The organism is Stenotrophomonas pavanii (assembly GCF_900101175.1).
In the GTDB taxonomy this organism is placed as follows: domain Bacteria; phylum Pseudomonadota; class Gammaproteobacteria; order Xanthomonadales; family Xanthomonadaceae; genus Stenotrophomonas; species Stenotrophomonas pavanii.
This window is the reverse complement of sequence record NZ_FNFQ01000003.1, coordinates 110,892-136,933: the sequence shown is the minus strand read 5'-3', so window position 1 is coordinate 136,933 and position 26,042 is coordinate 110,892. Positions and strand designations below refer to the sequence as shown.

General features: G+C 68.4%; 23 protein-coding genes. 4 read left to right on the top strand and 19 right to left on the bottom strand.

All coding sequences use genetic code 11. The features are described from left to right. Positions 1 to 100: 100 nt before the first annotated feature. Both BLS66_RS06835 and BLS66_RS06830 read right to left on the bottom strand, forming a co-directional pair. Positions 101 to 889 (bottom strand): dioxygenase family protein, encoded by a 789-nt coding sequence (locus tag BLS66_RS06835; RefSeq protein ID WP_049464550.1) that lies wholly within the window; start codon positions 887 to 889, stop codon positions 101 to 103. A gap of 31 nt (positions 890 to 920) precedes the next feature. Then, entirely contained in the window at positions 921 to 1,331 is a 411-nt protein-coding gene (locus BLS66_RS06830; protein WP_074725499.1) for a DoxX family protein, read from the bottom strand. Between the two features lie 96 nt (positions 1,332 to 1,427). Between BLS66_RS06830 and BLS66_RS06825 the strand changes: the two genes are divergently transcribed. Continuing rightward, the gene (locus tag BLS66_RS06825) at positions 1,428 to 2,309 is read left to right on the top strand and encodes a LysR family transcriptional regulator (protein ID WP_053462055.1); all 882 of its coding nucleotides are present in this window, start codon (positions 1,428 to 1,430) and stop codon (positions 2,307 to 2,309) included. Between the two features lie 95 nt (positions 2,310 to 2,404). Here the strand turns inward: BLS66_RS06825 and BLS66_RS06820 are convergent, their stop codons facing one another. After that, positions 2,405 to 5,467 (bottom strand): bifunctional diguanylate cyclase/phosphodiesterase, encoded by a 3,063-nt coding sequence (locus BLS66_RS06820; protein ID WP_049464556.1) that lies wholly within the window; start codon positions 5,465 to 5,467, stop codon positions 2,405 to 2,407. A gap of 176 nt (positions 5,468 to 5,643) precedes the next feature. Here BLS66_RS06820 and BLS66_RS06815 point away from each other — a divergent pair, with 176 nt between their 5' ends. Then, on the top strand, positions 5,644 to 7,755 hold the full coding sequence (locus tag BLS66_RS06815) for a M13 family metallopeptidase (RefSeq protein ID WP_074725498.1): 2,112 nt from the start codon (positions 5,644 to 5,646) through the stop codon (positions 7,753 to 7,755). Positions 7,756 to 7,886: 131 nt separating this feature from the next. Here BLS66_RS06815 and BLS66_RS06810 read toward each other — a convergent pair whose 3' ends face one another. Both BLS66_RS06810 and BLS66_RS06805 read right to left on the bottom strand, forming a co-directional pair. Continuing rightward, positions 7,887 to 9,059, bottom strand: a complete 1,173-nt coding sequence (locus BLS66_RS06810; protein WP_074725497.1) for an MFS transporter — start codon at positions 9,057 to 9,059, stop codon at positions 7,887 to 7,889. After that, the gene (locus tag BLS66_RS06805) at positions 9,056 to 10,270 is read right to left on the bottom strand and encodes an MFS transporter (RefSeq protein WP_074725496.1); all 1,215 of its coding nucleotides are present in this window, start codon (positions 10,268 to 10,270) and stop codon (positions 9,056 to 9,058) included. Before BLS66_RS06805 ends, BLS66_RS06810 begins: the two co-directional genes overlap by 4 nt. A 132-nt stretch (positions 10,271 to 10,402) precedes the next feature. On the opposite strand from BLS66_RS06805, the gene BLS66_RS06800 reads away from it, so the two are divergent. Then, positions 10,403 to 10,990 carry a TetR/AcrR family transcriptional regulator gene (locus BLS66_RS06800; RefSeq protein WP_074725495.1) on the top strand — a complete coding sequence of 196 codons (588 nt, stop codon included), beginning with the start codon at positions 10,403 to 10,405 and terminating at the stop codon, positions 10,988 to 10,990. A 110-nt stretch (positions 10,991 to 11,100) separates the two neighbouring features. Here BLS66_RS06800 and BLS66_RS06795 read toward each other — a convergent pair whose 3' ends face one another. Further along, complete coding sequence (locus BLS66_RS06795) at positions 11,101 to 12,030, bottom strand: oxygenase MpaB family protein (protein WP_074725494.1); 930 nt, start codon at positions 12,028 to 12,030, stop codon at positions 11,101 to 11,103. 309 nt (positions 12,031 to 12,339) lie between these two features. On the opposite strand from BLS66_RS06795, the gene BLS66_RS06790 reads away from it, so the two are divergent. Then, positions 12,340 to 12,954, top strand: coding sequence for a hypothetical protein (locus tag BLS66_RS06790; RefSeq protein ID WP_049464567.1), 615 nt, complete (start codon positions 12,340 to 12,342; stop codon positions 12,952 to 12,954). 39 nt (positions 12,955 to 12,993) lie between these two features. Here BLS66_RS06790 and BLS66_RS06785 read toward each other — a convergent pair whose 3' ends face one another. From BLS66_RS06785 to BLS66_RS06725, 13 genes are all read right to left on the bottom strand, one after another. Beyond that, a complete protein-coding gene (locus tag BLS66_RS06785) occupies positions 12,994 to 13,338 on the bottom strand; it encodes a hypothetical protein (RefSeq protein WP_074725493.1) in 345 nt (114 codons plus the stop codon). Positions 13,339 to 13,373: 35 nt separating this feature from the next. Further along, positions 13,374 to 14,144 (bottom strand): LytR/AlgR family response regulator transcription factor, encoded by a 771-nt coding sequence (locus tag BLS66_RS06780; RefSeq protein ID WP_049464569.1) that lies wholly within the window; start codon positions 14,142 to 14,144, stop codon positions 13,374 to 13,376. Further along, positions 14,134 to 15,393, bottom strand: coding sequence for a sensor histidine kinase (locus tag BLS66_RS06775; RefSeq protein ID WP_049439164.1), 1,260 nt, complete (start codon positions 15,391 to 15,393; stop codon positions 14,134 to 14,136). The genes BLS66_RS06780 and BLS66_RS06775 overlap by 11 nt, the downstream gene beginning before the upstream one ends. 174 nt (positions 15,394 to 15,567) lie before the next feature. After that, positions 15,568 to 17,217, bottom strand: coding sequence for a M28 family metallopeptidase (locus tag BLS66_RS06770; RefSeq protein ID WP_053462051.1), 1,650 nt, complete (start codon positions 17,215 to 17,217; stop codon positions 15,568 to 15,570). 259 nt (positions 17,218 to 17,476) lie between these two features. After that, on the bottom strand, positions 17,477 to 19,129 hold the full coding sequence (locus tag BLS66_RS06765) for a CsgG/HfaB family protein (RefSeq protein ID WP_074725492.1): 1,653 nt from the start codon (positions 19,127 to 19,129) through the stop codon (positions 17,477 to 17,479). A gap of 16 nt (positions 19,130 to 19,145) precedes the next feature. Then, positions 19,146 to 19,823 carry a hypothetical protein gene (locus tag BLS66_RS06760; RefSeq protein WP_049464577.1) on the bottom strand — a complete coding sequence of 226 codons (678 nt, stop codon included), beginning with the start codon at positions 19,821 to 19,823 and terminating at the stop codon, positions 19,146 to 19,148. Between the two features lie 101 nt (positions 19,824 to 19,924). Continuing rightward, positions 19,925 to 21,025: a hypothetical protein gene (locus BLS66_RS06755; RefSeq protein ID WP_049464579.1), complete on the bottom strand. Its 1,101-nt coding sequence runs from the start codon at positions 21,023 to 21,025 to the stop codon at positions 19,925 to 19,927. Then, positions 21,016 to 22,212, bottom strand: coding sequence for a hypothetical protein (locus BLS66_RS06750; protein ID WP_053462049.1), 1,197 nt, complete (start codon positions 22,210 to 22,212; stop codon positions 21,016 to 21,018). The genes BLS66_RS06755 and BLS66_RS06750 overlap by 10 nt, the downstream gene beginning before the upstream one ends. Positions 22,213 to 22,318: 106 nt before the next feature. Next, a complete protein-coding gene (locus BLS66_RS06745) occupies positions 22,319 to 23,581 on the bottom strand; it encodes an RNA polymerase sigma factor (RefSeq protein ID WP_049464583.1) in 1,263 nt (420 codons plus the stop codon). A 45-nt stretch (positions 23,582 to 23,626) separates the two neighbouring features. Then, a complete protein-coding gene (locus tag BLS66_RS06740) occupies positions 23,627 to 23,983 on the bottom strand; it encodes a DUF1428 domain-containing protein (protein WP_053462048.1) in 357 nt (118 codons plus the stop codon). A gap of 24 nt (positions 23,984 to 24,007) precedes the next feature. Then, positions 24,008 to 24,418: a VOC family protein gene (locus BLS66_RS06735; RefSeq protein ID WP_053462047.1), complete on the bottom strand. Its 411-nt coding sequence runs from the start codon at positions 24,416 to 24,418 to the stop codon at positions 24,008 to 24,010. A 34-nt stretch (positions 24,419 to 24,452) separates the two neighbouring features. Beyond that, on the bottom strand, positions 24,453 to 24,875 hold the full coding sequence (locus tag BLS66_RS06730) for a VOC family protein (protein WP_049464589.1): 423 nt from the start codon (positions 24,873 to 24,875) through the stop codon (positions 24,453 to 24,455). Positions 24,876 to 24,941: 66 nt separating this feature from the next. After that, the gene (locus BLS66_RS06725) at positions 24,942 to 25,355 is read right to left on the bottom strand and encodes a YciI family protein (protein ID WP_074725491.1); all 414 of its coding nucleotides are present in this window, start codon (positions 25,353 to 25,355) and stop codon (positions 24,942 to 24,944) included. Between the last annotated feature and the right edge of the window lie 687 nt (positions 25,356 to 26,042).

The window sequence follows — 26,042 nt, the reverse complement described above, 5'->3', positions numbered from 1 at the left end:
GCGCGTGGGGAGGCACGAGGGCCAGCGCCGGAAACCCGGAAAAAACTACCACATGCGGCCCTGGCCGCGACGGCCGCAGCCGCCGCGCGTCAGCCCCGGCTCATGCCCCGTCGAAGCGGTACAGATCCATGGCCAGGAAGCCGGCATCGATGCCGGCGTCGATGCGGCGCGCACCGAAACCGCCCTCGCCGGCCGCACCCATCGCGAAGAACAGCGGCAGCAGGTGCTCGTCGGTCGGGTGCGCACGCTCGGCGAACGGGGCCTGCCGGCGGTAGTCGAACAGCGCCTGGCGGTCATCGGCGGCCAGCCGCTGCTCCACCCACTCGATGAAGGGCCGCACATACGGTGCTTCCTTGCCGTCCTGGTAATCGCCCCAGTCGTGCAGGTTGTGGGTGATGCTGCCCGAACCGACCAGCAGCACGCCCTGTTCGCGCAGCGGCGCCAGCGCGCGGCCCAGCGCGAACTGATGCTCGGGGCCGAGCAGCGGCTGGATCGATACCGGCACCACCGGGATGTCGGCCTGCGGGCGCAGCAGCCGCAACGGCACCCAGGCACCGTGGTCGAGGCCACGCTGCGGGTCGAGCGCCACCGGCAGCCCGGCGGCGGCGATGCGGCCGGCCACCTCTTCGGCCAGCGCCGGATCGCCGGGCGCCGGGTACTGCAGTTCAAACAGCGCGCGCGGGAAGCCGCCGAAGTCGTGGATCGTCGGCGGCTGCGGGTGCGCACCGACCAGCGGCTGCCGGCCCAGCCAGTGCGCCGAGGCCATCACGATGGCACGCGGCGTCGGCAGGTCGCGCGCCAGCTCGGCCAGGCGCACGCCGACCTGGCCCGGATGCAGGGCGGTCATCGGCGAACCGTGGGAGATGTACAGCGAAGGCAGGCGGGACATGGAAGGCTCCAGTTGCAGGGTCGGGCGGCGATCAGCGCGAACGCAGGGTCCACTTGCCATCGCCGATCAGGAACAGCACCACCAGCGCCAGCGCCCAGAACGCCGGGTATTCCCAGCCGCCGCCGGCATTGGCGAAGCCGAAGCCGTTGGCGCCGTGCACGGTGACGATGGTGCCCAGCAGCAGCGGCACGCCGATCAGGCCCACCCAGCGCGCGTAGATGCCCAGCAGCAGCGCGGCGCTGATCGCCAGTTCGACGCCGAGGGTGAGATAGCCGAGTACCCCAGGCAGGCCCAGCGATTCGAAGAACGCGGCAGTACCGGCCGGGGTGAACACCAGCAGCTTGGTCAGGACGTGGACCAGGAACAGCACGCCCAGGGCCAGGCGCAGCAGGGTGGCACCGTACGGGGCCAGCGACGAGACAGGAGCGGTCGTGGTGTGCATGGCAAAACACCTTGAGGGGAGTGGAGACAGGTTATTGCGCGTTCGTGGACCGATAAATACGATCGTTTGACCGTATTTATTTCAAAAGGCGCAACAATGGACACTCTCGAGGCGATGCGCGTGTTCGTGGCGGTGGTCGAACGCAATGGCTTCAGCGCCGCCGCCCAGGCCCTGGACCTGTCCACCGCCGGCGTCACCCGCCAGGTCGCTGCGCTGGAAAAACGCCTGTCCACCCGCCTGCTCCACCGCACCACGCGCCGGGTCAGCCCGACCAGTGCCGGCGCCGCCTACTACGCGCAGTGCGTGCGCCTGCTGGCCGAGTTCGATGCGCTGGAGGCCAGCATCGGCGCGCAGGCACTGGAGCCTTCCGGGACGCTGCGCATCAACGCCCCCGTCAGCTGGGGCATCGCCCGCCTCGGCCCGCTGCTGGCCCGCTACCGCGAGCGCTTCCCGCAGGTGGAACTGGACCTGGCCCTGTCCGACCGCCTGGTCGACATGGTCGAGGAAGGCTACGACGTGGCCATCCGCATCACCCGCGAACCGAGCCCGGCGCTGATTGCGCGCCGCCTGGGCGAGTCACGGGTGAGCCTGTGCGCGGCGCCGGCCTACCTGGCCGCGCGCGGCACCCCGCAGCATCCGCAGGAGCTGCAGGCCCACGCCTGCCTGAGCTACAGCTACTGGGCCGCCGGTGACCACTGGCCGCTGCAGGGGCCTGGCGGCGAGGTCAAGGTGGCGGTGAACAGCCTGCTGCACGCCAACAACGGCGACGTGCTGCGCGAAGCGGCGATCGCCGGCATGGGCGTGATCCTGCAACCGGATTTCCTGCTGGAAGACGCGCTGGCCGATGGCCGCCTGGTGCGCGTGCTGCCCGAATGGGAGGCCTCGCCGATCGGCATTTTCGCCGTCTATACCAGCCGCAGCCACCTCGCACCGAAGGTGCGCAGTTTCATCGACCATCTGGTGGAAAGCGGGGTGTAGCCGAGTCTGGCGTTTGCCGGTAGTGCCGGCCGCTGGCCGGCAATCAGACACCTCCCGGTCCTGGGCGAATGCCGGCCAGCGGCCGGCACTACCACTTAGGCGGCGACTTCATCCAGCGCGTCGATGATCCGCTCCAGCGGCGCCGGCCGCCCCAGCAGATAGCCCTGCACCTGGTCACAGCCGTGCGCGGCCAGCCAGTCCAGCTGCCCCGGCGTTTCCACGCCCTCGGCGATGATGGTCAGGCCCATGCTGTGCCCCAGCGACAACAGCGCGCGGCAGATCGAGGCATTGCGTGGGTTGGTTTCCACGTCGGCGACGAAGCTGCGGTCGATCTTCAGGATGTCCAGCGGCAGGTGCTGCAGGTAGGACATGCTGGAATAGCCGGTGCCGAAATCATCCAGCGACACGCGGATGCCCTGCTCATGCAGGCGCTGCATGGTCTGCATCGCCTGCGCCGGCTTGCGCATCAGGCTGCTCTCGGTCAGCTCCACGTGCAGCGCGCCGCGGGCCAGGCCGAAGTCCTGCTGGGCACGGGTGAATTCGGCCACCAGATCGCTGTTGAAGAACTGCACCGCAGACACGTTGACCGCGATCGGCAGCTCGCCCCACCCGGCGTCGACCAGACGGCGCTGCGCCTTCGCCGCCGCGCGGATCACCCAGCGGCCAAGCGCCAGGATCAACCCGGTGTCCTCGCACAGCTGGATGAACTCGTTGGGCGGGATGAAGCTGCCATCGGCCTGCGGCCAGCGCAGCAGTGCCTCCAGCGCTGCCGGGCTGCCGTCGCTGGCATGCCGGATCGGCTGGAAATACAGCTGGAATTCGTTGTCGATGGCGGCATGGATGCGCCCGGCCAGGCGCAGGCGGTCGGCCAGGCGCGTGGTCACGGCCGCGTCGAACCAGACCACCACGTTGCCCTCGGCGCGCGCCGCATGCGCGGCCTGCGCGGCCATGCCGATCACCTGCTCGGCCGTGTGCCCGTCACCGGCGATGTGCACCGCCACGCCGATACGCGGCTCGAACTGGTGCAGCGAGTCCTTGCCGCGCATCGGCGCCGACACGATCTGCAGCAGGTCGTCCAGCACGCGCTGGGTATCGTGCTCGGCACCGATGGCGAACACGAAGTCCTCGGCGGGCTGGAACGCCAGCGTGCCACAGCGCGCGCCCAGGCCCCCGAGCCGGGTCGCCATCGACTGCAGCACCGCATCACCGATCTCGCGACCGAGCGTGTCGGCCACCAGCTGCAGGCCGCGCAGCTGCACGAAGGCGATGGTATAGCCGGCGTCCTGTTCGTCCAGCTGCTCGGTCAGGGCGCGCACATTGAGCAGGCCGGTGGCCGGGTTGTGCCGTGCCTGGTAGGCCAGGTCGCGCTCGTAGGCCAGCCGCTCGCTGACATCCTCGGCGAGCACCAGGCACGCAGGCTGCCCATCGAAATCGAGCTTGGACAGGTGTGCGCGCACCTCGAACACACTGCCGTCCTTGCGCCGGTGCAGGCGCACGGTCGCGTCGGGCGGATCGCCCACCTGCGCCCGCTGGATGGCACCACGCACTTCGTCCCAGCCTTCGCGCGGGCGGATGTCGAGGATGCTCATCGCCAGGAACTCGTCGCGGCTGTAGCCGTACTGGCGCACCGCAGCGTCGTTGACCTCGATGAAGCGCAGCGTATCCGGGTCGAACACCCAGAACGGCGCCGGATTGCGGTCGAACAGCAGGCGGAAGCGGCGTTCCACTTCGCTCATCTGCTCGCGCGCCTGATAGCGTTCGCTCAGGTCGGTCAGTGCACCGATCATGCGCCGCTCGCTGTCGGCCACTTCCACCCGCTGCCCACGCGCGCCGACCCAGCGCACCTCGCCTCCGGGCAGCACCAGGCGGAACACCTGGTCGAGCACCGCGCCGCCGGCGAAGGCCTGGTCGAACGCCTGCTGCAGGCGCGCGGCATCATCGCGATGCACGCGCGCGAAGAAATCCGCAACCGGCAAGGCGTCGGTCTGTACCCCAAAGATCTCGCGGGCCAGCGGCGACCAGCGCAGCAGCGCGGCGTCCTCATCCACGTACCACGTGCAGACACGCCCGACCTGGTGCGCCAGGCGCAGCTCGGCATGGCCGGCCTTCAGCTCCTCGGCCATCGCCTGCTGGCTGCGGGTACTGCGGCGGACGGCGTACAGCAGCACCAGCAACACCACGATGTAGGCCAGCACGATCGCCACCGAGGCCTGCAGGTACGGCCACCAGGGTGCCAGCACGTCCTCGTCGGCCAACCCGACCTGTACCGCCAGCGGACTGCGTTCGAGCGTGCTGATGGTGAGGATGCGTGGCACGCCGTCGACGACGCCGGGCATACTGCCCAGCTCGACCACTGCCTGCGTGCCGAGCAGGTCCCGGCGCGGCAGGTCATAGCGGCGGCCCACCGTGCCATGCGGATCGGGTACGCGGGCCAGCATGTAGCCCTGGGCGTCGCTGATCGAGACCAATCCGTTGGGGCCGACATCCAGGCCGCCGACGATGCGCTGCAGTTCGCCACAGCGCAGCCGTGCCAGCAGCCAGCGCCCATCGGCCATCGGCAGCGCCAGCGGGACCACCCAGCCCCCGTCGCTGGCGCGCTGCGGCGGGCCGATGTACAGCGCGCTGCCCGGGCCGCGCCGTTGCGGATCGGTCCACAGCGGCAACTGCAGGTCGCCCTTGCCGGCCGTCAATGCGCGGCCATAGCTGTCGAGCACCACGATGCTGTGCAGTTCGGCGTGCCGGCGCAGCACCCCTCCAATGGACGCATCGAGCAGGGCCGGCGCCTGCGCCGGCACACTGCGGAACAGTTCCGCGGCATCGGCGGCGATACCGGACATGGCCCGCTCCAGGTTGCGCAGCTCCAGGGCCAGCAGGCGCTCGCTGCCCACCGCCAGCGCGCGGCTCTGCCGCTGCGCCGCTTCCAGGCGGCGGTGGTGGTCGTTGACCAGCATCAGGGTCAGGCCGGCCACCAGCAGCACGCCCAGCAGCACGCCGCCCCAGGTAATGGCGCGCAACGGCCGGGCCAACGCCCGCTTCAGCGCGGGCATCGGTTGATGTTCCTTGTGCAGTCGGCTGGCTTCATGCGCGAACGAATCCTCCACGTCCCCGACCTCAACGGCCGGCGGACGCCATTCTTGACGCCTGACCCCGTCCTGCATGGCCACCTCCCCGTGTCCGCGCAGGGCTCGAGGGTCCAGCATGCACCACCCCGGTGACGGCGTGAAGATCGCCGCTGCGCGTTCAGCCAGATCCTGCACAGGGCAGGCACCGCAGGGGAGCGGCCAGCGGCGCTGGAGCGGATTAGACTTGGTGTTTTCCGCCGCAAGAGAAGTCCATGTCCAAGCTGCGCCGTCCCACCCTGGCGCTGGCCATCGTCGCCAGCCTGTCCCTGGCCGCCTGTGACCGCCCGGCCGACCCGGCCGCCTCGGCCACCGCCCCGGCCGACGCCGCCCCCGCTGTGGCCAAGCCGATGCTGGGCAGTTTCGGCTTCGATGCCAGCGGCATGGACCGCAGCATCGCCGCCGGCGACGACTTCTTCGGCTTCGCCAACGGCACCTGGGTGAAGAACACCGAGATTCCGGCCGACCGCTCGCGCTTCGGCAGCTTCAATGTCATTGCCGAGAAGACCCTGGCCGACACCCGCGCCATCCTGGAAGGGGCTGCCGGCAACACCCAGGCCAGCGGCGACGACAAGCTGATCGGCGACTACTACGCCGCCTACATGGACGAAGCCGGCATTGAGCAACACGGTCTGGCGCCGGTGCAGCCGCAGCTGAAGGCCATCGATGCGATCGCCGACAAGGCCGGGCTGGCGCGGGCCCTCGGCGGCGACCTGCGCGCCGACGTCGACCTGCTCAATGCCACCAACTTCTACACCGACCGCCTGTTCGGCCTGTGGGTGTCGGTGGACATGCTGCAACCGGACCGCACCGCGCCGTACCTGGTGCAGGGCGGTCTGGGCATGCCCGACCGCGACTTCTACCTGGGCGATGGCCGCATGGCCGAGCTGCGCAAGCAGTACCAGGCCTACATCGCGCAGATGCTGCAGCTGGCCGGCGTCGCCGACCCGGCCGGCAAGGCGCAGCGCATCCTCGCGCTGGAAACCAAGATCGCGCAGGCGCATGCCACCCAGGAAGAAACCAACGACGTGACCAAGGGGGCCAATACCTGGACCCAGGCCGACTTCAATGCCAAGGCGCCGGGCCTGGACTGGAACGCCTTCCTCGATGCAGCCGCACTGGGCAACCAGCAGGACTTCATCGTGTGGCAGCCCAAGGCCGTGGCCGGCCTGTCCCGGCTGGTCGCCACCGAGCCGCTGGACGCGTGGAAGGACTACCTGGCGTTCCACGCGCTGGACCGTGCCGCCGCTTACCTGCCGAAGAAGTTCGCCGACGCCCGCTTCGCCTTCCATGGCACCGCGCTGAGCGGCACGCCACAGCAGAGCGATCGCTGGAAGCGCGCGGTGGACGATGCCAACCATGCGGTCGGCGAGGCCATCGGCAAGCGCTACGTCGAGAAGCACTTCGACGCCAGGACCAAGGAACGCGCGGACGAGATGGCGAAGAACATCATCGCCGCCTTCAGCAAGCGCATCGACGCACTGGCGTGGATGTCACCGCAGACCAAGGCACATGCCAAGGCCAAGGTGGCCGGCTTGACCGTGGGCATGGGCTATCCGGAAAAGTGGCGCGACTACACCGGCCTGGAGATCCGTCGTGATGACCCGCTGGGCAATGCACAGCGCGCCGAGCTGTTCGAGTACCAGCGCAACATCGCCAAGCTGGGCAAGCCGGTCGACCACAGCGAGTGGGCGATGCTGCCGCAGACCATCAATGCGATGAACGTGCCGCTGGAAAACCGCCTGGTGTTCCCGGCCGCGATCCTGCAGCCGCCGTTCTTCGACGGCGCCGCCGACGACGCGGTGAACTACGGTGCGATCGGTGCGGTGATCGGCCACGAGATCAGCCACGGCTTCGACAACGCCGGTGCGCTGTTCGACGAGACCGGCAAGCTGCACAACTGGTGGACCGACGAAGACCTGAAGCAGTTCAACGCGGCCGGTGATGCACTCGCCGCGCAGTTCAGCAGCTACGAGCCGTTCCCCGGCGTGCATGTGAACGGCAAGCTGACCCTGGGCGAGAACATCGCCGACGTGGCCGGACTGGGTACCGCCTACGATGCCTACCAGCTGTCGCTGCAGGGCAAGCCGGGCCAGACCCTGGAAGGCTTCAGCCCGGACCAGCGCTTCTTCCTCGGCTTCGCCCAGGCGTGGCGCAGCAAGAGCCGCGAGCAGGCGCTGCGCAATTCGCTGCTGACCGACGTGCATGCACCGGGCCAGTTCCGCGCGCTGACCGTGCGCAACATCGACGCCTGGTATCCGGCGTTCGAGGTGAAGGAAGGCCAGAAGCTGTACCTGGCCCCGGACAAGCGGGTCAAGGTGTGGTGATGTAACCGGAACGGGCGCCGCAAGGCGCCCGTTTCATTTCAGGTGGCGGCCAGCCTTGGTCGGCACATGCACCGCTCTGGTGGGTGCCGACCTTGGTCGGCACAGGCTGGGAATCCACGCACGGCGCGGCTCTACCTGCGGGTGGTGGCAACCATCAGCAGAGCACTCCCCGCCAACACCGCCGCAGCCCAAAGCGTGGCGTGCAGCCCGATGCCATCCAGCAGGCGACCACCACCCCAGGCGCCCAATGCGATGCCGATGTTGAACACCCCCACGTACAGCGCGGTGGCGATCTCCACGGCCTGCGGCACCGCTTTCATCATCCAGCCCATCAGACCGACCGACACGCCGCCATAGGCCAGGCCCCACACCAGCATCAACACGCTGCCACCGGCCGGTGTACTTCCCATCCACAGGAACAGCACAGGCGTCAGCAGCAGGCTGGACGCGATGGCCAGCAGCGTGCCGCGTGGATGGCGTGCTGCCAGTGGCCCGGCCAGGAAGTTGCCGACGATGCCGGCCAGGCCGTAGGCAAACAGCAGTGCGCCGACCCATGACGCGTCCACGCCCGACAGGGATGTCAGCAGCGGCCGCACATAGGTGAACGCGATGAAATGCCCGGACACCAGCAGCAGGGTCAGCCCAAGTCCCCGCTGCAGTCCGCGATGACCGAGCTGCTGCGCGAACTGCCGTGGCCGCACCGATGTACTGACCGGCAGCGCCGGAACCACCCACACGTGAAGCAGCATCACTGCCGCGCTGAACAAGGCCATCGCGATGAATGCACTGCGCCAGCCCCAGGCATCCCCGATCAGCACGCCCAACGGAACACCCAGCACCGAAGCTGCGGCCACGCCTCCGAAGATGATCGAAGTGGCCAGGCCAATGCGCTGCGCAGGTATCAGGCGCGCTGCCAGCCCACCGGCGATGGCCCAGATGCCACCCATGCAGAACCCCACCAGTACGCGCGCGGCCAGCAGCCAGCCGATGCCCGGTGCCAGTGCCGACGCAAGGTTGGCGACCAGCAGCAGGCCCAGCAGCGCGCACAGGATGCGGCGACGATCGATGCCACCGGCTGCAATCACCACCAGCGGTGCGAACACCGCCGCCAGCAGGGCCGGCAGCGAGATCAGCAGGCCGGCCGTACCGGTGGACGCGCCGAGATCTTCAGCGACCGGGGTCAGCAGCCCGACCGGCAGCATTTCGGTGGTGACCACCGAGAACGTGGCGAGGCCCACGGCGGACACCGCCCACCACCGATGGCGGGCCACGGGCGCAGGATGCGCAGGCGATGACGCGCTCATGGGATGATGCCTTCGGGCGATCTCGACGCGGCAGACGGGCGCAGCGCACGCTGCGCGAGCACGGCGAACAGCAGCACGCCGCCGCCTGCCGCCAGCGCCACCACAAAACCGCTGCGCACGCCCCCCGCATCGACGCTCTGCCCGGACAGCGCTGCGCCCAGCGCCACGCCGATGTTCAATCCGGCCAGCAGCCAGGTCATGCCCTCGGTCAGGCGCGATTCGGGCACGTGTTGTTCGACCAGCGACATCGCCACGATCATCGTCGGTGCGAAGAACACCCCGGCCAGCAGCACAGCAAGGGCCAGCGCCGGCAGGCTGCCGACCCACAGCAGCGGCACCGTGGCCAGTGCGGTGGCCGCTGCGCCGGTCAGCAACAGGCGCGGTAGCGGTATCTGCAGCGTCCGTGCACCGAACAGCAGGCCCGCCGCGCAGCTGCCCAGCGCATAGGCCGACAGCACCGCGCTGGCAGCAAGCGGCTGTCCCCGCTGTTCGGCGAAGGCGACGCTGGTGATGTCGACCGTACCGACGATCATCCCCATCGCCAGCATCAACAGCGCAAGCAGGCGGATTTCCGGCTGCCGCAGCAGTGATCGCACGGGGGTGACGCTCTCGCAGGGCTGCAGCGGCGGTTCGGTGCCGCGCTGCAGGACCAGTGCGGTCACCCCGAGCACCAGCAGCAGGGCCGCCGCCAGAACGCCCGCCTGTGGCCATACGGCCACCGACAGTCCCACCGACAACGGTGGCCCGGCAATGAAGGTCACCTCGTCGAACACCGTCTCCAGCGAGTACGCGGTCTGCAGCAGCGGACGGCCGCGATGGATCGCGGTCCAGCGCGCGCGCACCATCGCCGACACGCTGGGCATGCAGCCGCACAGCATCGCCGCAATGAACAGCATCCAGTCCGGCGCAGCCAGCAGCGTGCATGCGGGCAGCAGCAACAGACCGGCCGCGCTGGCCGCAGTGGCCCACGGCAGCACCTTGTTTTGCCCACGCCGGTCGACCCAGCGCGACACCTGTGGCGACAGCAGCGCGTAGGTCAGTACGAAGGTGGCCGACACCGCACCGGCCAGCGCATAGCTGCCACGCAGCTGGGACAGCAGGGTGATGATGCCGATCCCGGTCATCGGCAGCGGCAGGCGCGCCACCAGCCCGGCCAGGGCAAGGCCGGCAGTGCCGGGGGCAGTGAACAGGTCGCGGTAGGGGGTAGCCATCAGTTCTCCAAGGCAGCGACTTGCCTGGCGCACAGCGCGCCACGACAATACATACACAGCGTATGAATAAGAGGCTACATTCATACGCGTCGTATGTAAATAATCATGCACTGCGTATGTAAGGAGCTCCGAATGGTTCGTCGCACCCGCGCCGAGATGGAAGAAACCCGCGCCACCCTGCTGGCTGCCGCCCGCCGGCTGTTCAGCGAGCACGGCTATGCGGGCACCTCGATGGACGACCTGACCGCCCAGGCGGGCCTGACCCGCGGTGCGCTGTACCACCACTTCGGGGACAAGAAGGGCCTGCTTGCGGCCGTGGTTGCCCAGCTCGACAAAGAGACCGACCTGCGCCTGCAGGCGATCAGTGACACCGCCGACGATGCCTGGGAGGGATTCGTGCAGCGTTGCCGCGCCTATCTGGAAATGGCCCTGGAACCGGAGATACAGCGCATCGTACTGCGCGATGCGCGTGCGGTACTCGGCGGCGCCTCACCGGAATCGCAGCGCCACTGCGTGCACTCGATGCAGCACCTGATCGAACGTCTGGTCGCCCAGGGGATGGTGGCATCGGTAGATGCGCAGGCGCTGGCGTCGCTGGTGTACGGCAGCCTGGCCGAGGCCGCGTTCTGGATCGCCGAGGGCGAAGAGGGGGATGCGCGCCTGCGGCGGGCGACGGCGGCGCTGGAGATGCTCCTGCGTGGATTGAAGGTGGCAGGGTAACGCCCCTCCACGCATCGCGTGGGTCCACCCCCGAATCCGCTCTGGTAGATCCACCCTGGATTGGCGCTTCTGCGGTGCCGCACGAAACGCGTGCCGACCCGGGTCGGCTCCTACCAGGCATCCGCGGGCCACGCCCGCAGGATCTCCACCGGTACGCCCATGCGCGCGCAGGCATGGCTGGCCAGGCCATCGGGCAGCGCGCGGCGGAACAGCGGTGCCATGCCCTGCATCAGCTTCGCCGATGCCGCCGCCTGCGCGCGCTGGCGGCCGCTGCGCTCGAGCATGCCTGCGGCCCAGTCCGGCAGCAACGCCGCGCCCGCCCCCAGGAACACGTCGCGCGACAGCCCCGGCACCGGGACCGGCAGGCGCACGCCGGACAGCACCTCCAGCACCTCGCGCGAGCGATCATCCACGCGCAGTTCCGGCTGCCGCGCGCAGAAATACGCCGCCACCTCCGCTTCGCTGCGCGGTACATCCACCGCACCCAGCGCCTCGGCCACGCAGCGGTACTCATCGTAGTAGCGGTCGGCGATGTGCGCGGGGACCTCGCGCCCATAGCGGCGGAAGCCCTGCAGGAACCCGAAGGCTTCGGTCACATGGACCCAGGTCAGCAGTTGCGGATCGTCGGCGGCATAGGGCTCGCCCTGCGCGGTGCGGCCGCGGATCTGCGCGTGGATGCGGCGCACCCTGGCCACCAGCGCTTCCACCTCACCGGTGGGCGCATAGCTGGTGCCGGCCACGAAGGCCGTAGTGCGGCGCAGCCGGCCCACCAGGTCCTGGCGGAAGTTGGAATGGTCGTAGACCCCGGCCAGCGCGCGTGGGTGCAGGGTCTGCAGCATCAATGCGCACAGGCCGCCGGCAAGCATCGACGGCAGCTCGGCATGCACGCGCCAGGTCACGCTGTCCGGGCCGAACCAGCCCGGATCACCCTGCGGATGGTCGTAATCGATGCCGCTCTGCCCGCGCGGGAAGGCCTCCAGTACCCAGCGCCGGATCGGCGCGGTCACGGGGCGGGAGAGTCGCTGCAGCAAGGCCGGCATCACAGGTCCAGGGAAGGCGGAGGAACGGTCGCATCTTGCGCGGTCGGCCCCGATTCTCGGCGATCATGGCGCCGACGGCGAGTCTTCGCACTCAGCCAGGGTTTCATGTGCGGCCGCAGCACGTTTCACCCTGCGACATCCTGTCGCAGGCTGCGACTGCAATGATGCAATGCATCAATTTTCACCCCCGCCGGGCAAACCCTTGCGCCGCTTGGCATTGCCCCCGTTGCACGGCCCGCTGGAAGTGCTAGAACTGGACCTGCCACACCGTCCAATGCTGATCGACGCACGTTCCACAAGGAGCCAGCCATGATTGCTTTGTTCAAGGGTTTGGGAATTCTGCTTCGCGACAACGAGCTCTACAGCAGCCCGTTCGACAAACAGGTGGCGCACTGGCGCAACCTGAGCGAGCAGCAGATCCGCGATGAAGTGGCGGTGCTGGCCCAGGCGAAGTGCCAGTGGCTGATCGCGTCGATCGTTGGCTGGCAGGCGGCCTCGCTGCTGATCCTCGGCCTGATCGCCAACTACCTGTGGCGCGACGATTTCCATATCACCTTCACCCGCGTGGTGATCGTCTTCGGCTCCTGGGTCTCGATCCTGTTCGTGATCTGGTTCATGGCCAACATGTTCGATCAGCAGGCCGGCTTCGAGCGCTGGATGAAGGCCTTCAACAGCCGCGCGCGCATCAGTTCCAAGGCCGACAGCGTCGAGCACGTGGCCGAGGCGCTGGACCTGGCCGAGCACTACCCGGAAGTGCTGGACTACAAGCAGGCGGTCACCGCCAAGCGCGAACTGCGCCACGAGGACATCCGCATCATGACCGAGATCGGGCGGATGAAGCAGCACTCGGAACTGGTCGGGCGCCTGAACCACGTCGGCGAAACCGAGCACCATCACGAGCTGACGCTGCAGCCTGCCTACTGACCCGTCAGGGTAGCGGGGGGATCCACACTGCCACCGTGATCACTCATGGTGGCAGTGTTCCATCGGGTCCTGGCTGACGCACTGGCGGAAGCCGTCGGGCAGGTCACGCATGGCCTCGGTCTTGCCCACTGCAACAGTGAACCGGCGCAGCGGCGGCGTGGTACACGCGGCATCGGGGCTGCAGGCCGGATCAAGCAGCAGGTAGTGACAGGCGCCACTGCTGCTGGCGATGCACTGGAAGCGGGCTTCGCCCTCGACCACCGTGCTCTTGCTGTACAGCGTATCCACGCCGTTGGCCTGGGTCCGGGTGATCGAGGTGTTGCGGGATTTTTCGCAGCCGGCCAGTGCCAGCACGGCCACGCACGCAATCAGTAGACGGGACATGTTCGCTCCTCGGTGCAGGGGCAGTGACGGTGCGGCTACATGCCGCGGAACAGGCTCATGAACGGCTGGCTGACCACCAGCGTCTCCGTGCGCCCGCGCAGGCGCAGTACGCCGCGCCCGGTATCGTCGCGGCTGACCGCCGCCACCGCCTTCATGTTGACGATGGTCGAACGGTGGATCTGGCGGAAATGCTGCGCATCGAGCACTTCCAGCAGCTCGCGCAACGGCGTGCGCAACAGGCTCTCGCCAGCGGCGGTGACCACGGTGGTGTACTTGTTGTCGGCGCGGAAGTAGGCCACGTCCTCGAGCATGATCAGCTGCGTCTCGCGCCCGTTGCTGGCGGTGATCCAGGCCAGCGGCGGGCGCTCCGCCGCGCCCTGCGGGGTGCCCAACCGCTGCAGCAGGCGCTCGAGCACGGCATCGTCCTGCCGCGTCGACGGCAGCCGCGACAGGATGCGCTCGCGGGTCGCCAACAGGCGTTCGTCGCTGACCGGCTTCAACAGGTAATCCATCGCGCCCTGCTCGAACGCGTCGATGGCGTACTGGTCGTACGCGGTGACAAACACCACCTGGGTGCGCGGGCTCAGCTCGGACAGCGAACGTGCCACCTCGATGCCACTGATGCCGGGCATGCGGATGTCGAGGAAGGCGATGTCCGGCTGTTTCTCGGCCAACTGCTCCAGCGCGCTGGCGCCGTCCTCGCACTCGGCCACCAGCTTCAGCTCCGGCCACAGCCGGCCCAGCTGCTCCACCAGTGACTGCCGCAGCAGCTCTTCGTCTTCGGCGATCAGGGCTTCAAGCGGCATGGCTGCGCTCCTTGGGCGACTGCGGCAGGGTCATGGTCGCGGCCACGCCGCTGGGGAAGTTGGCCACGATCGCCACGCCGGCCTGCTCGCCGCAGGTCAGGCGCAGGCGCTCGCGCAGGTTCTTCAGGCCGATGCCGGTACCGCTGGTACCGTGGCCGAAGCCGAGGCCATCGTCGGCCACGGTCACGGTCACGTGGTCGTCGAAGCCGCGCGCCAGGATCCAGATCGTACCGCCGCCGGGCTTGGGTTCCAGGCCGTGCTTGATCGCGTTCTCCACCAGTGTCTGCAGCGCCATCGCCGGCAGGTGGACGCTGTGCAGTTCGTTGGGCACCTGCACTTCCACCGCCAGGCGTGCCCCCATGCGGATGCGCAGGATCTCCAGGTAGGCGCGGGTGCGTTCCAGCTCCACGCCCAGCGTGGATACCGACTCGTCCACCTGCGGCAGCGAGCTGCGCAGGTACTGGATCAGGTGGCCGAGCATCTGCTCGGCACGCGCCGGATCGGTGCGGGTCAGGACCTGCGCGTTGGCCAGCGTGTTGTACAGGAAGTGCGGTTCCACCTGCGCGTGCAGCAGGTTCAGCCGCGCCACGGACAGTTCCTTTTCCACCTGCGTCTGTTCGGCCGCGGCCTGCTCGTCGCGGCGCTGGTCACCGACGCGGCGGCTGATCGCACGGGTGACCGCTTCGGCATTCTCGTAGTTGCTGCCTTCATCCAGCGCCAGCAGGTCGGCCCACCAACCCGCGTCGGGTTCGAACAGCAGGGTCACGGTGCTGGTGCCCTGCCCCGGTGTCACCGTGGCCAGCACGCTGTTGCGCTTGATCGCCAGCCGCGCCGGCAGGTTCCAGCGCGAGGGCTGGCGACCGTTCCAGAGGTCGACCCGGCGGACATAGGCACGCACCTGCAGGCTGCCGGCCGAACTTTCCACGTCTTCCACGCGGGGCAGTTCGGAGATCGCCGCCTCCACCACCGAGAAGGCGTGGCCGGCGTCCATCGGCAGTTCGATCTGGCGGCGCTGGCGGCCGGACAGGGTGGTGGCATCCAGGCGACCGGCCACCAGCCAGACCCGGCGGATGTGGGTGATGGCACTGCCGAGCGCGGAAATGATCAGGAACATCGCCAGCAGCCCGAAGATCCAGCCCGGGCCATCGTTCATGCCACTGAAGATGCCGCTCCAGACCATGCCCGCGACGAAAAGCGCCGCAGCCCAGGCCAGCAGGTGACGGAACAGGAGTGAAAGGCTGGCGAACACGGCGGCGCCTTGGAGGAAGAGGGTGAGCCGAGCATAGGGCGGCCGGCCGGGCAAACAAGCGGCCTGCGACGAAGGCCGGGAAAGTGGGGATGGAAGCCGTTATGGAAACGCCGGGCACGGCCCGGCGTTCCGGGGGCGGCAATGCCGGCCAGCGGCCGGCACTACCGGACGCCGTTATTTGCGCTGGCCGGCGCTGGCGTCACGCACGGCGCGGAACGCCTCGTCCTTGCTCCAGTTCGGCCAATCGCGGGAATTGGCCAGCTGGTTGCCCAGCGTGTACAGCACTTCCAGGTCGCGGGCGGCACCGGCGAACACCCAGTCCGGCTGCCATTCGTCGCCCTGCTGGTGATAGCGCTTGGCGGTGTAGTCCTCGGAGGCCTTCTTGCCTGCGGCCACGCCACCGTCCACCCAGTCCTGGCCGGCCGACCAGGACAGCGCCGGCACGCCACGCTTGGCGAACGGGAAGTGGTCGGAGCGGAAGAACAGGCCCGCTTCCGGCTTCGGGTCCGGCGTGTAGCGGATGTCCCAGCCCTTGGCCACGTCCTTCAGCTGGTCCAGCAGCTCGAAGCGCGCGGCACCGTAGATGCCGAAGTCACGCGACGGGCCGAACGGCGCCATGCCGTCCATGTTGATCACCGCCACGGTCTTTTCCAGCGGGTACAGCGGATGGGTGGCGTAGTACTCCGAACCCAGCAGGCCCTTTTCCTCGGCGGTGACCGCCAGGAACAGCAGCGAGCGCTGCGGGCGCTTCTCCTTGGCGAAGCCACGGGCCAGCTCGACCAGCGAGGCGGTGCCGCTGGCGTTGTCCAGCGCGCCGTTGAAGATGCGGTCACCCCGTGCATCCGGCTCACCCACGCCGATGTGGTCCCAGTGCGCGCTGTAGATGATGGTCTCGTCGGGATGGCGGCTGCCTTCCAGGCGCGCGGCCACGTTGTGCGAGGTGATCACTTCGGTCTTCACCGCGTACGTCGCGTCCAGGCTGGCGCCGGTCAGCGGCACCGGGGTGAAGTCGCGCTGCTGCGCCTTCTTCTTCAGTGCCTCGAAGTCCTGCCCGGCCGAGCGGAACAGCTCCACGGCAAGGTCGCGCTGGATCCAGCCTTCCAGCAGCGGGTGGCTTTCTGCCGGGTTGTCACGCACCACGTCGAACATGGTGTTGGTGTTGGAACCGGCCACGGTGGCCCAGCCGTACGACGCCGGTGCGGTCTCGTGCACGATCAGCACGCCCAGCGCCCCCTGGCGGGCGCCTTCTTCGTACTTGTAGGTCCAACGGCCGTAATAGGTCATGCCCTTGCCGTCGAAATCACCCTGGCCGGTTTCGAAGTCCGGGTCGTTGATCAGCACCACGGCGATCTTGCCCTTCAGGTCCACGCCCTTGAAGTCGTCCCAGTTGCGCTCCGGTGCCTTCACGCCGTAGCCGAGGAACACCAGCGGGGCCTTGCTGATGTCGACGCTGCTGGCGCCGTTCATGGCCGCGCGCACGGCGATCTGCTTGCCCTGCTCCAGTGCAACGGTCTTTCCGCCCTGGTGCAGCGCCAGCTGCGGCGTGCCGACGATGTCGCCCTTGCGCAGCGGTACGGCCTGGGTCCACAGGCGCTTGCCGTCCTTCAGGTCGCCGCCCGGCTGCAGCCCGGCATCGGCGAACTGCTTGCTGAGATAGGCGATGGTCTTCGCTTCGCCAGCGGTGGCCGGCGAGCGGCCTTCGTAGGCATCGGAGGCCAGTTCCTTGACGTCGGCGGAGATCCGCGCGCCATCGAATTTCGGGGTGGCCGCCATCAGTGCGCTCGACACCGACAGGGCCAGCACGCCCAGTACCGCTCGTTTCATTGCTCTCTCCAGCAGGAAAATCCTTCTGGAGTGTAATGGGATTCGGCAGGGCTGCGCCCTGCACCTGCGGTAGTGCCGGCCGCTGGCCGGCAACGTCGGGGGCAACAGCCGAAGTAACACCGGCATTCCGTGGGATGGCCGGTCGGTCCCGCCGCTGTTGCTGGCTGTCGACGCGGGTCGACACGGACGAAAACACGAGGGGGTCAGATCCCTTTCCCGGCGGGAAAGGGCTCTGACCCCATCTGTGTGTTGCTTGGTGTTACCAGTTCGGGTCTTCGGCCGGGGCGGCAGCAGGCTTGGGCTTCGGCTTGGCGGCCGGGCGGGCGGCGGCAGCCGGGGCCGCCGAAGCGGTCGCGCTGGCGGCGGCAGCGGGCTTGCTGCCCAGCTTCTGGCGCAGTTCGATCTGGCCCGGACGGAAACCGCCGCGCATCGCGTCGACGCCGTCTTCGAGGGTGCCGTACGAGGTCTGTGCAGCCACGCGGTCGATGCGGATGGTGCAGCACGGGTGTTCGCTGCGGCCCAGCGAGCGGCCGGTCTGCGGGTCCTTCAGTTCCTCGCCCAGGCGCACGGCCTGCCAGCGCTGGCCGGCCTGCAGGGTCTCGCCGCCCTGGCTCAGCACCACCTGGTCACCGTCCACCGATACCACCGATACCGGGAACAGCGTGGTGACGATGGTGGTACCGATCTGGCCGGACAACGACTCCATCATCGCCGCAGCCATGTTGCGGCCGTTGACCACGCGCGGCAGGGTGCTGGGGCCGGTCGAGGCCAGCTGGTGGTCGAAGCTGTCGGACAACACCACCTGGCCGGTGGTGGCGTTGATCAGGCGCAGGGTGATGCGGCCGCCACCGGAATACGAGGTCACCTGGCGGTCGGACATGCGCAGGTTGCGCACGCTGCGCGGGTATTCGAAGCGTTCGATGGTCGGGATCAGGATCAGGTCGGTCGCCAGCTGCTGGCCGACGCGGGCCGTGTCCTGCAAACGCACGTTGCCACTGTTGATGTGGTCGATCTCGGCCTGCAGTTCGTCGCCGAACTCGCGGTCCAGCACGATGAAGCGCTGGGTCTGGGTCAGCGTGTCGGACAGGCGCGCGCGGATCGCGTCGGCCACTTCATCGGCACTCACGCGGCCATCGCCCACGGCATAGCTGCCGGCCCTGGTGCGCGGCAGCGCGACCACGATCTTCGGCTTGCCCTGCTCGTCCGGTGCGCGGTACTGGGCAATCTGTGCACGCACGCGCACCTTCCAGTAGCTGCGCATGCTGCGGTGGGTCACGTCCGAATCGAACGAGCGTGCGCCACGCTGGGCATCGACGCTGACCTTCTCGTCGTAGCTCTCCTTGACGCTGGCCGAGGCACCGCCGCCCTTGGCCGTGGCCTCGCCGGACGCGCTGGCAGAGGCCGAACCCTTGAAGCTCCAGCCTTCGTCGCTGGCGCGCACGCGGGCGATGGTTTCTTCATCCAGCTGCCGCACTTCGTCCTGCGACAGGATTTCATAGCCCAGCACTGCGCCCTGCGAGCCGGCGATCATCTGCTGGGTGAACGCGTCGGCGCGGATATCGCCGACGTGTTCGTCATCCACGTCCACATGCAGGCCTGCACGCAGGCTCTGCATCTGGCTGGCCACGCGTACGCCGTTGACCTGCGCCACCGCCGACTGCAGTGCCGCCAGCACCGCCAGTTCCGGGGTGCTGCCGATACCGTCGGCCTCGCGCGCGACCTGGGTGGTGCCGCCGAAATCCGGCGTGCCTCGCAGGGGCGCTGCTTCCACTGGCGCATTGCTGGCCAGTGCACTGGTTGCCCTTTCCTTGGCGGGTGCGGGCGCATCGGCGGCCGGGGTGTCCTGCTTGCCACAGGCTGCAAGCAGCACCGTGGCCAGGCCCAGGCCGATCAGGCGGGAGGTCGTACGCATGGGGTTGAACCTCGGATCAGATCGAGTCGAGCATCGAATCGGCGTTCGACGGCACCTTCACCTTGCTCTTCTTGGCGAAGGTCACGGCCGACTTGGTCGAGCCGTACAGGCCCTGGATGAAGCCCGGCGATTCCTTGGCAACCCAGGCACCTGCCGCCAGCTTGCGGCCAACGGTCGCCATCTGGGTTGCGCCCAGGTTCTTCATGCCGGCAGTGAAGTTGCTCGCCTCGCCACCGAGCTTCTGCGCTTCGGCGGCCGACGCCAGCAGCGAGACCAGGCCTTCGGCGTAGTGCTGCTTGGATTCAGCGTTCAGTTCCGGCTGCGCGGCCTGGCGCTCGTTGATCGCGGCCTGGGCGGCTTCACTGACCGACACCGACTTCTTCATCGCATCGACGCTGACCGAACCCGACGACAGCGCCTGGCGCTCGGCTTCCAGCAGCTGCACCTGCTCGGCCAGGCCGAAGGCGCGGGCGAACGAGGTCTGGGCCTGCAGCGAGTGCGACTGCGAGCTGACGAAACGGCGCACCAGCGCTTCCTGCGCGGCTTCGTCCGGAGCGGCGGCGCTGGAGGCGCTGCTGGTGGAGGAACCGGTGGCGGCACCGGCCAGGTCCTTCAGCTTGCCCAGGCCGGCGTGCGCCGGCATCGACAGGGTAGCGGCGGCGATGGCCACGACGAGAGCGGTATTGCGGATCATGAGGATGTCCTTTGGGAGAGACGGCCGCGGTGCGGCACGCGGGGAATCGGTGAACCCCGGGGCGACGCCGAGCGAGCTCGGCACCTGCCGGGGGCGGCGGATCAGCGGACCGCCTTGACGTTCAGTTCGTTGATCATCTGCTGGGCCGCCTTTTCGGCAGCCAGCTGCAGGGCATTGGTACGGGCCACGGTTTCGTTCGGGCCGGTACCGGAGAACTGCACCGGGCCCACCGACGACACGGTGCGCGGGAAGCGGCCGGTCACATCCAGCACCTTGCCGGTGACGGTGACGAACACGCGAGTGTTGCCACTGGCCGGATCGCGGTCGCGCATGCCGACGTCGAGCGTGCCGACGGCGATGTAGGGGATGTTGGCCGCGCGGATGCCGTTGGCGGTGTCACGCAGGGTGGCCGGGGCCAGGTCGTTGCCGGTGCTGAAGTCCTTGCGGATGCGCTCGATGCTGAGCAGGCCGCGCGACTCGCCTTCCACGTACTCCGCTTCCACCACTTCGTAGCCGGCAGCACTGAAGGCACCGGTCATCGCGGTGTTGACTTCGGCGGCGTTGGCCACCTTCCAGGTGATGTTGTCGGCGCGCGCGGTGGTGCTGCCGCCGCTGGTGACCGACACCGAACCGTTCTGGTTGATGCTGCCGTTGGTGCTGACCGAGTTGCCGCGGAAGCTGTCGCCTTCGCGGGTGTTCTCGCTGTAGCTGCTGCTGGCGTCGACGCGGCGGTATTCCTTGTCCTGGAACGACTGCACGGTGTCCTGCGAGCGCGCCATGAACAGGAAGGTCAGCAGCGAGCGCTGTGCGGCGGTGGCGCCGGCCACGGCCGAACCCGCATCCAGCTTGGTCTGCAGCAGGGTGGTGTTGATCTCGGCGCGGACGGTGACGGTGTAGGTCTTGGCCTTCTTGTCTTCGGTGTCCGACAGCTGCACGGCGCTGAGCACGTAGCGGTCGATCTCGCCGATGAACTCGGCGCGGCGGGCTTCGAACAGGCGCAGCTTGGCCGCACCGGTTTCGGCGATGTATGCCTCCAGTGCGTTGACCTTGGCCTTGTTCAGGGCCTGGGCGCGGGTATCGGCGCTCAGGCGCAGGCCGTAGCTGGCCGAGCCGGTGCCGCGCGAGCTGGCGGTCTGTGCAGCGACCGGCGAGGCCACCACCAGCGCGATGAGGATGAGCAGGATGGTACGCATCAACGACATGACTTGATCAACTCCTGGAGGGCTTGGGTCTGCTGCTGCAACGGGCGGCCGCCCGGCTTCTGTTCGTCCAGCCACGCGCGCGAATCGGCGCGCCTGGCAGCGGCGCCGGCGAAGGCGTCGAGCCCGGCCAGCAGGGTTTCGTAGCTGGCCGACCACTGGTCAACCTGCCACTGCGTGACCGGCACCACCTTGGTGGCCCCCTTGCGCAGCGGCTGTTCGAAATAGACCTTGCCCGAGAACGGCTCGGTCACCTTGGCGGTGAAGAACGCACCGAACAGCATCGTCTTCATCGCCGGGGTTTCCTGGATCACGCCGTTCTTCAGCGCGTCGACCTGCAGGGTGATGACGTAGTCGGGTTCGGGAATCTTCAGCTGGTAGACCTTGCCATCGGCAAAGCGGGCGGCCATCGCACCGCCGATCGCCTGGCCCGAGGCCGGTGGCAGCAGGCCGACGCCGGTGTTGGACGACAGCGTCTTGGACAACTCGTGCGCCAGCGTCGCGCGCAGCGTCGCTTCCCATTTCGGGTCGGGCAGCTTGGCGCGCACCGCATCGGACAGGGTCACCCCGCCCACCTGCAGGCGGCGCACGGCGGCGTCGGGCAGCCGGGCCTGTGCCAGGCTCGCCGCGAGTACCTGCGACAGGCTGGTCTCGGCGCTGCCGTACAGCAGATCGGCGACGATCGCGTCGATATCATCGTTGTCAGGACGGTAGTCCTGCACGTCGATGCGCTGCAGGGTGAGCGGATAGGAGGCAATCACCTGGCGCTCGCGGAAGTCGAAGAACAGCGCCTGCAGCGCCACTTCCACCAGCACCTTGTACTGGTCGCCGATCGGCTCGACCGACACCAGTTCGCGGTCCAGCGCGGCGGCCAGCACGGTCGCGCTGGTGGTGCCGTCCAGCATCGCCACCGGCTGGTCGATCAGCTCCAGGTGGGCCGGGGCTCGGCGCTTGAGCGACTGTGCCAGCGCCTGGTTGAGCGGGATCAAGCCACGCTTTTCCAGCACGGCGTGCGCATGCGGCGTGGTCGCCTGCACGGCAGCGGCGTCGGCGGTGTAGGCAAACCCGGCCCAGTAAGCCTGCTGTGATTTGTCGGCGGCCTGCACGGCCATCGGCCATACGGCCAGGCACAGGGCACAGGCAAGCAGGCGCGCAAAAGCGCGCGATGCGCTCTTCGTCCTTGAATACATCCAACCGCTCCTCGGTCAATACGCATGGAATGCGGACGCTGATGCGTCCGCTGGGCGCGAAACATAGCCGCTCAGGCGCCCGGCGACAAGTGCTGTCCTTGTCGGCTCAGTCCGTGGGCGGTAGTCCCGCCCGTCGCCGCAACAGTCCGCGCTCGGCGCGGTTCTGGCTGAGTTCGGCGGCCGCGGCAAAAGCGTCACGCGCATCCTGCTCACGCCCCAGTGCCTGCAACAGCTCGCCACGAACCACCTGCAGCGGCGCATAGTCGCGCAGGCGCGCGTCGACCAGCAGGGGTTGCAGCTGCGCCCACGCGGCGAACGGGCCTTCGCTGCGCAGGATCGCCACCACCCGGTTCAATGCCACCACCGGCGAAGGTTGCACCTGCAGCAGCTGTGCATAGAGCGCGGCGATACGCGGCCAGTCGGTAGCGTCGGCGCGCCGCGCAACCGCATGGCAGGCGGCGATGCGCGCCTGCAGGACGTAGGGATCGTCGCCACCACCGGCCGCCAGCGCGCGCGCCAGCGCCTGCTGGCCGCGTTCGATCTGCAACCAGTCCCAGCGCGCGCGGTTCTGCTGGTCCAGCAGCACCGGCGTGCCCTGTGCATCCACGCGTGCCGCCGCGCGCGAGGCCTGCAGTTCCATCAGCGCCAGCAGGCCCAGTACCGGCGGCACCGGCAGGCGATGGGCCAGGATGCGCGCCAGCCGCAGCGCCTCCTCGCACAACGCCGGACGCATCCAGTCGTCACCGGCGCTGGCCGCATAGCCTTCGTTGAACACCAGGTAGACCGCCTCCAGCACCGAGGCCAACCGCTCTGGCATCGCGTCTGCGCGCGGCACTTCATAGGGCACCTGCTTCTGCGCCAGCGTGCGTTTTGCGCGCACGATGCGCTGGGCGATGGTCGGCTCCGGCTGCAGGAACGCACGCGCGATCTCGACGGTGGTCAGGCCACCGAGCAGGCGCAGGGTCAGTGCCACCCGCGCATCGGCCGGCAGCACCGGATGGCAGGCCACGAACATCAGCCGCAGCAGGTCATCGCCCAGGTCGTCCTCCAGTGCCTGGCTGTCATCCGGCGCCGGCAGTGCCGCCGGATGCAGTTCCTCGCCCCACTGCGCATGCTGCTGCGCCACCCGCTGGTGCTGGCGCAGCACATCGATGGCACGGTTGCGCGCAGTGGTCATCAGCCAGGCTCCGGGGTTGTCCGGGATGCCCTGCTCTGGCCAGCGCTCCAGCGCGGCCAGCCAGGTGTCCTGGGCGAGCTCCTCGGCACGGCCGACATCGCCGCCGAGCAGCCGCGCCAGGCGCGCGATCAACACTGGCGACTCCATCCGCCAGAGGGTTTCCAGACGCTGCGTCAGTGCGGGATCGAGCATGCGCCGATCACAGCACGCACGCCCGTCCCGCACAAGCGCCATGGCTCACGCTTCGACGATGGGCTTGAAGCCGCCCCAGAACATGCGTTTGGTATCGAACGGCATGTCCTTCGGGCCGAGCGACGCCAGCCGCGGGTCGGCCATCACCCTGGCATTGATGCGGTCGCGTGCCGCGCGCGAACGGAACACCACGAACGCAACGATCACCGTTTCGCCGGGCTTTGCCTTGACCGCGCGCGGGAACGAGGTGCGCTTGCCCGGTTCCACATCGTCAGCCACGCATTCCATGTACTGCAGCGCGCCATGGTCCTTCCACACCGCGCCGGCCTTGCGGGCAAGGCGACGGTAAGCCGCCACCTTGTCCTGTGGGCACGGCAGCACGTAAGCATCCACGTAAGCCATGAGGGTTCTCCCTTGCGGCGGCGGTCAGCCCGGCTCGCCGTCCATGTGTGCGATTTCCCAGAGATGGCCATCCAGGTCCTGGAAGCCACGCTGGTACATGAAGCCGTAATCGCGCGCCGGCTGCGGTTCGCTGGCACCGGCGGCCAGTGCCTTGTCCACCATCGCGTCCACCGCCTTGCGGCTGTCCGCCGACAGGCAGGTGATCACCTCGGTCTGGCTGCGCGCGTCGGCGATCGGCTTGGTGGTGAACTGCTTGAAGAACGGCTGGGTCAGCAGCATCACGAAGATGCTTTCACTGATGACCATGCAGGCGGCATCGTCGTTGGTGAAGGCCGGGTTGAAGCTGTAGCCCAGCGCGGCGAAGAAGGCCTTGGACGCGTTCAGGTCCTGCACGGGCAGGTTGACGAAGATCATCTGCGGTTGTGGTGCACTCATCGGTAAAGCTCCTGGGTGGATGGAGAAGGCGGGATCAGGGCTGCTTCATGCAGTTGACCATCCACGGCTTGCCGTAGCGGTCGATCAGCATGCCCCAGCGGTGCGCCCAGAACGTTTCGGCGATCGGCATCTGCACCTGCCCGCCTTCGGCCAGTGCAGCGAACACGCGTTCGGCTTCTTCGACGCTGTCGACGTCGACATTGATGGTGGTCGAGCTACCCTCGCCGCCGCCGGGGCCGTCGGCCGCCATCACGATGGCGTTGCCGATCTCCAGCTGGCTGTGGGCGACGTGGTCCAGGGTTTCCGGCGGCATCTCGTTGCAGCCCGGCGAGCCATCGGACGGCGGCATGTCGCGGTATTTCATTTCCGAAGTGACCTGGCCACCGAGTGCCTTGGCGTAGAACGCCATCGCCTCATGGGCCTGGCCGCTGAAGCCGAGGAAGGGAATCAGTTTCATCGCAATGCTCCGTGTGTGGTTCAAGGGGATGGCGCCGGATCGTGCCCGGCATGGAGATGAATCGGGTCAACCTTCCAGCTGTGCACGCAGACGCTGTTCCTGCTGCTGTAATTCGGGGGTGAAGGCCTCACCGAAGTCTTCCGCGGACATCAGCGGGCGCAGTTCAAGCGCGCCGCCGCTGCCGAACGGCGCACGGCTGGCCCATTCGACCGCCTCCTCCAGCGAGCGCACCTCCCACAGCCAGAAGCCGGCGATCTGTTCGCTGGCCGGGCCGAACGGACCGGCCTCGACCCGGGGGGCGGTGCCACCGAAATGGATGCGGCGGCCGCGCTGGGTGGCGTGCAGGCCTTCGCCGGCCAGCATGATGCCGGCCGCGACCAGTTGCTCGTTGAAGGCGCCCATTTCGGACAGTTCCTGTTCGCTGGGCATGCGGCCGGCTTCGGAGTCGGCGTTGGCCTTCACGATCACCATCACTTTCATTGCGGTCTCCCGTGGGACGCGTGGTGCGTGCCCTTCACTGAGTACAACGAACCAGGGGGCGGGGAATCGACACGTCGGTTGGAAATTTTTTCTTGCGCGGAAAGCGCGCCTTCGGCGGAGGTCAGCGAACGGCGGAGCCCCTCCGTGGTGGGTTTGGGTGGGTCGCTGAAAGCGCGGGTTCATGGATTTGCCCGGGTGGGTAGGCGGGTCGGGGGACGCCGTAAACCCATCCATGGGGGCTTGGCCGCGGCATCCATGCCGCGGACACCCCCGCCCCGCCTACCCACCCGGCCCTGGACAGTTTCCTGCCTCCGGTACCCACCACGGGAAGATCAAGAGAAAAGGCAACAGCAAAAGCAAAAGCAAAGGCGGTTGGCTGGCGGGCTCGGCTTTGCGAGCGAAGCGACCCGCTTTTGCTCTTGCTTGTTGATTTCCCGTGGTGGATCGGCCGCCGGAATCTGTCTGGGGCCGGGCGGGTGGGGTTGGCGGGGTATCCGCGCCATGGATGGCGCGGCTAAGCCTCCAGGGACGGATTCACGGCGTCCCCGCCAATCCCACCCGCCCGGCCCACCCTCAGGAAACCCGCTTTCAGCGACCCACCCAAACCCACCACGGAGGGGCTCTGCCGTTCGCCGATCTCCGCCGAAGGCGCGCTTCTGCGCTGCAACATGCCCATGCGCAATCCTG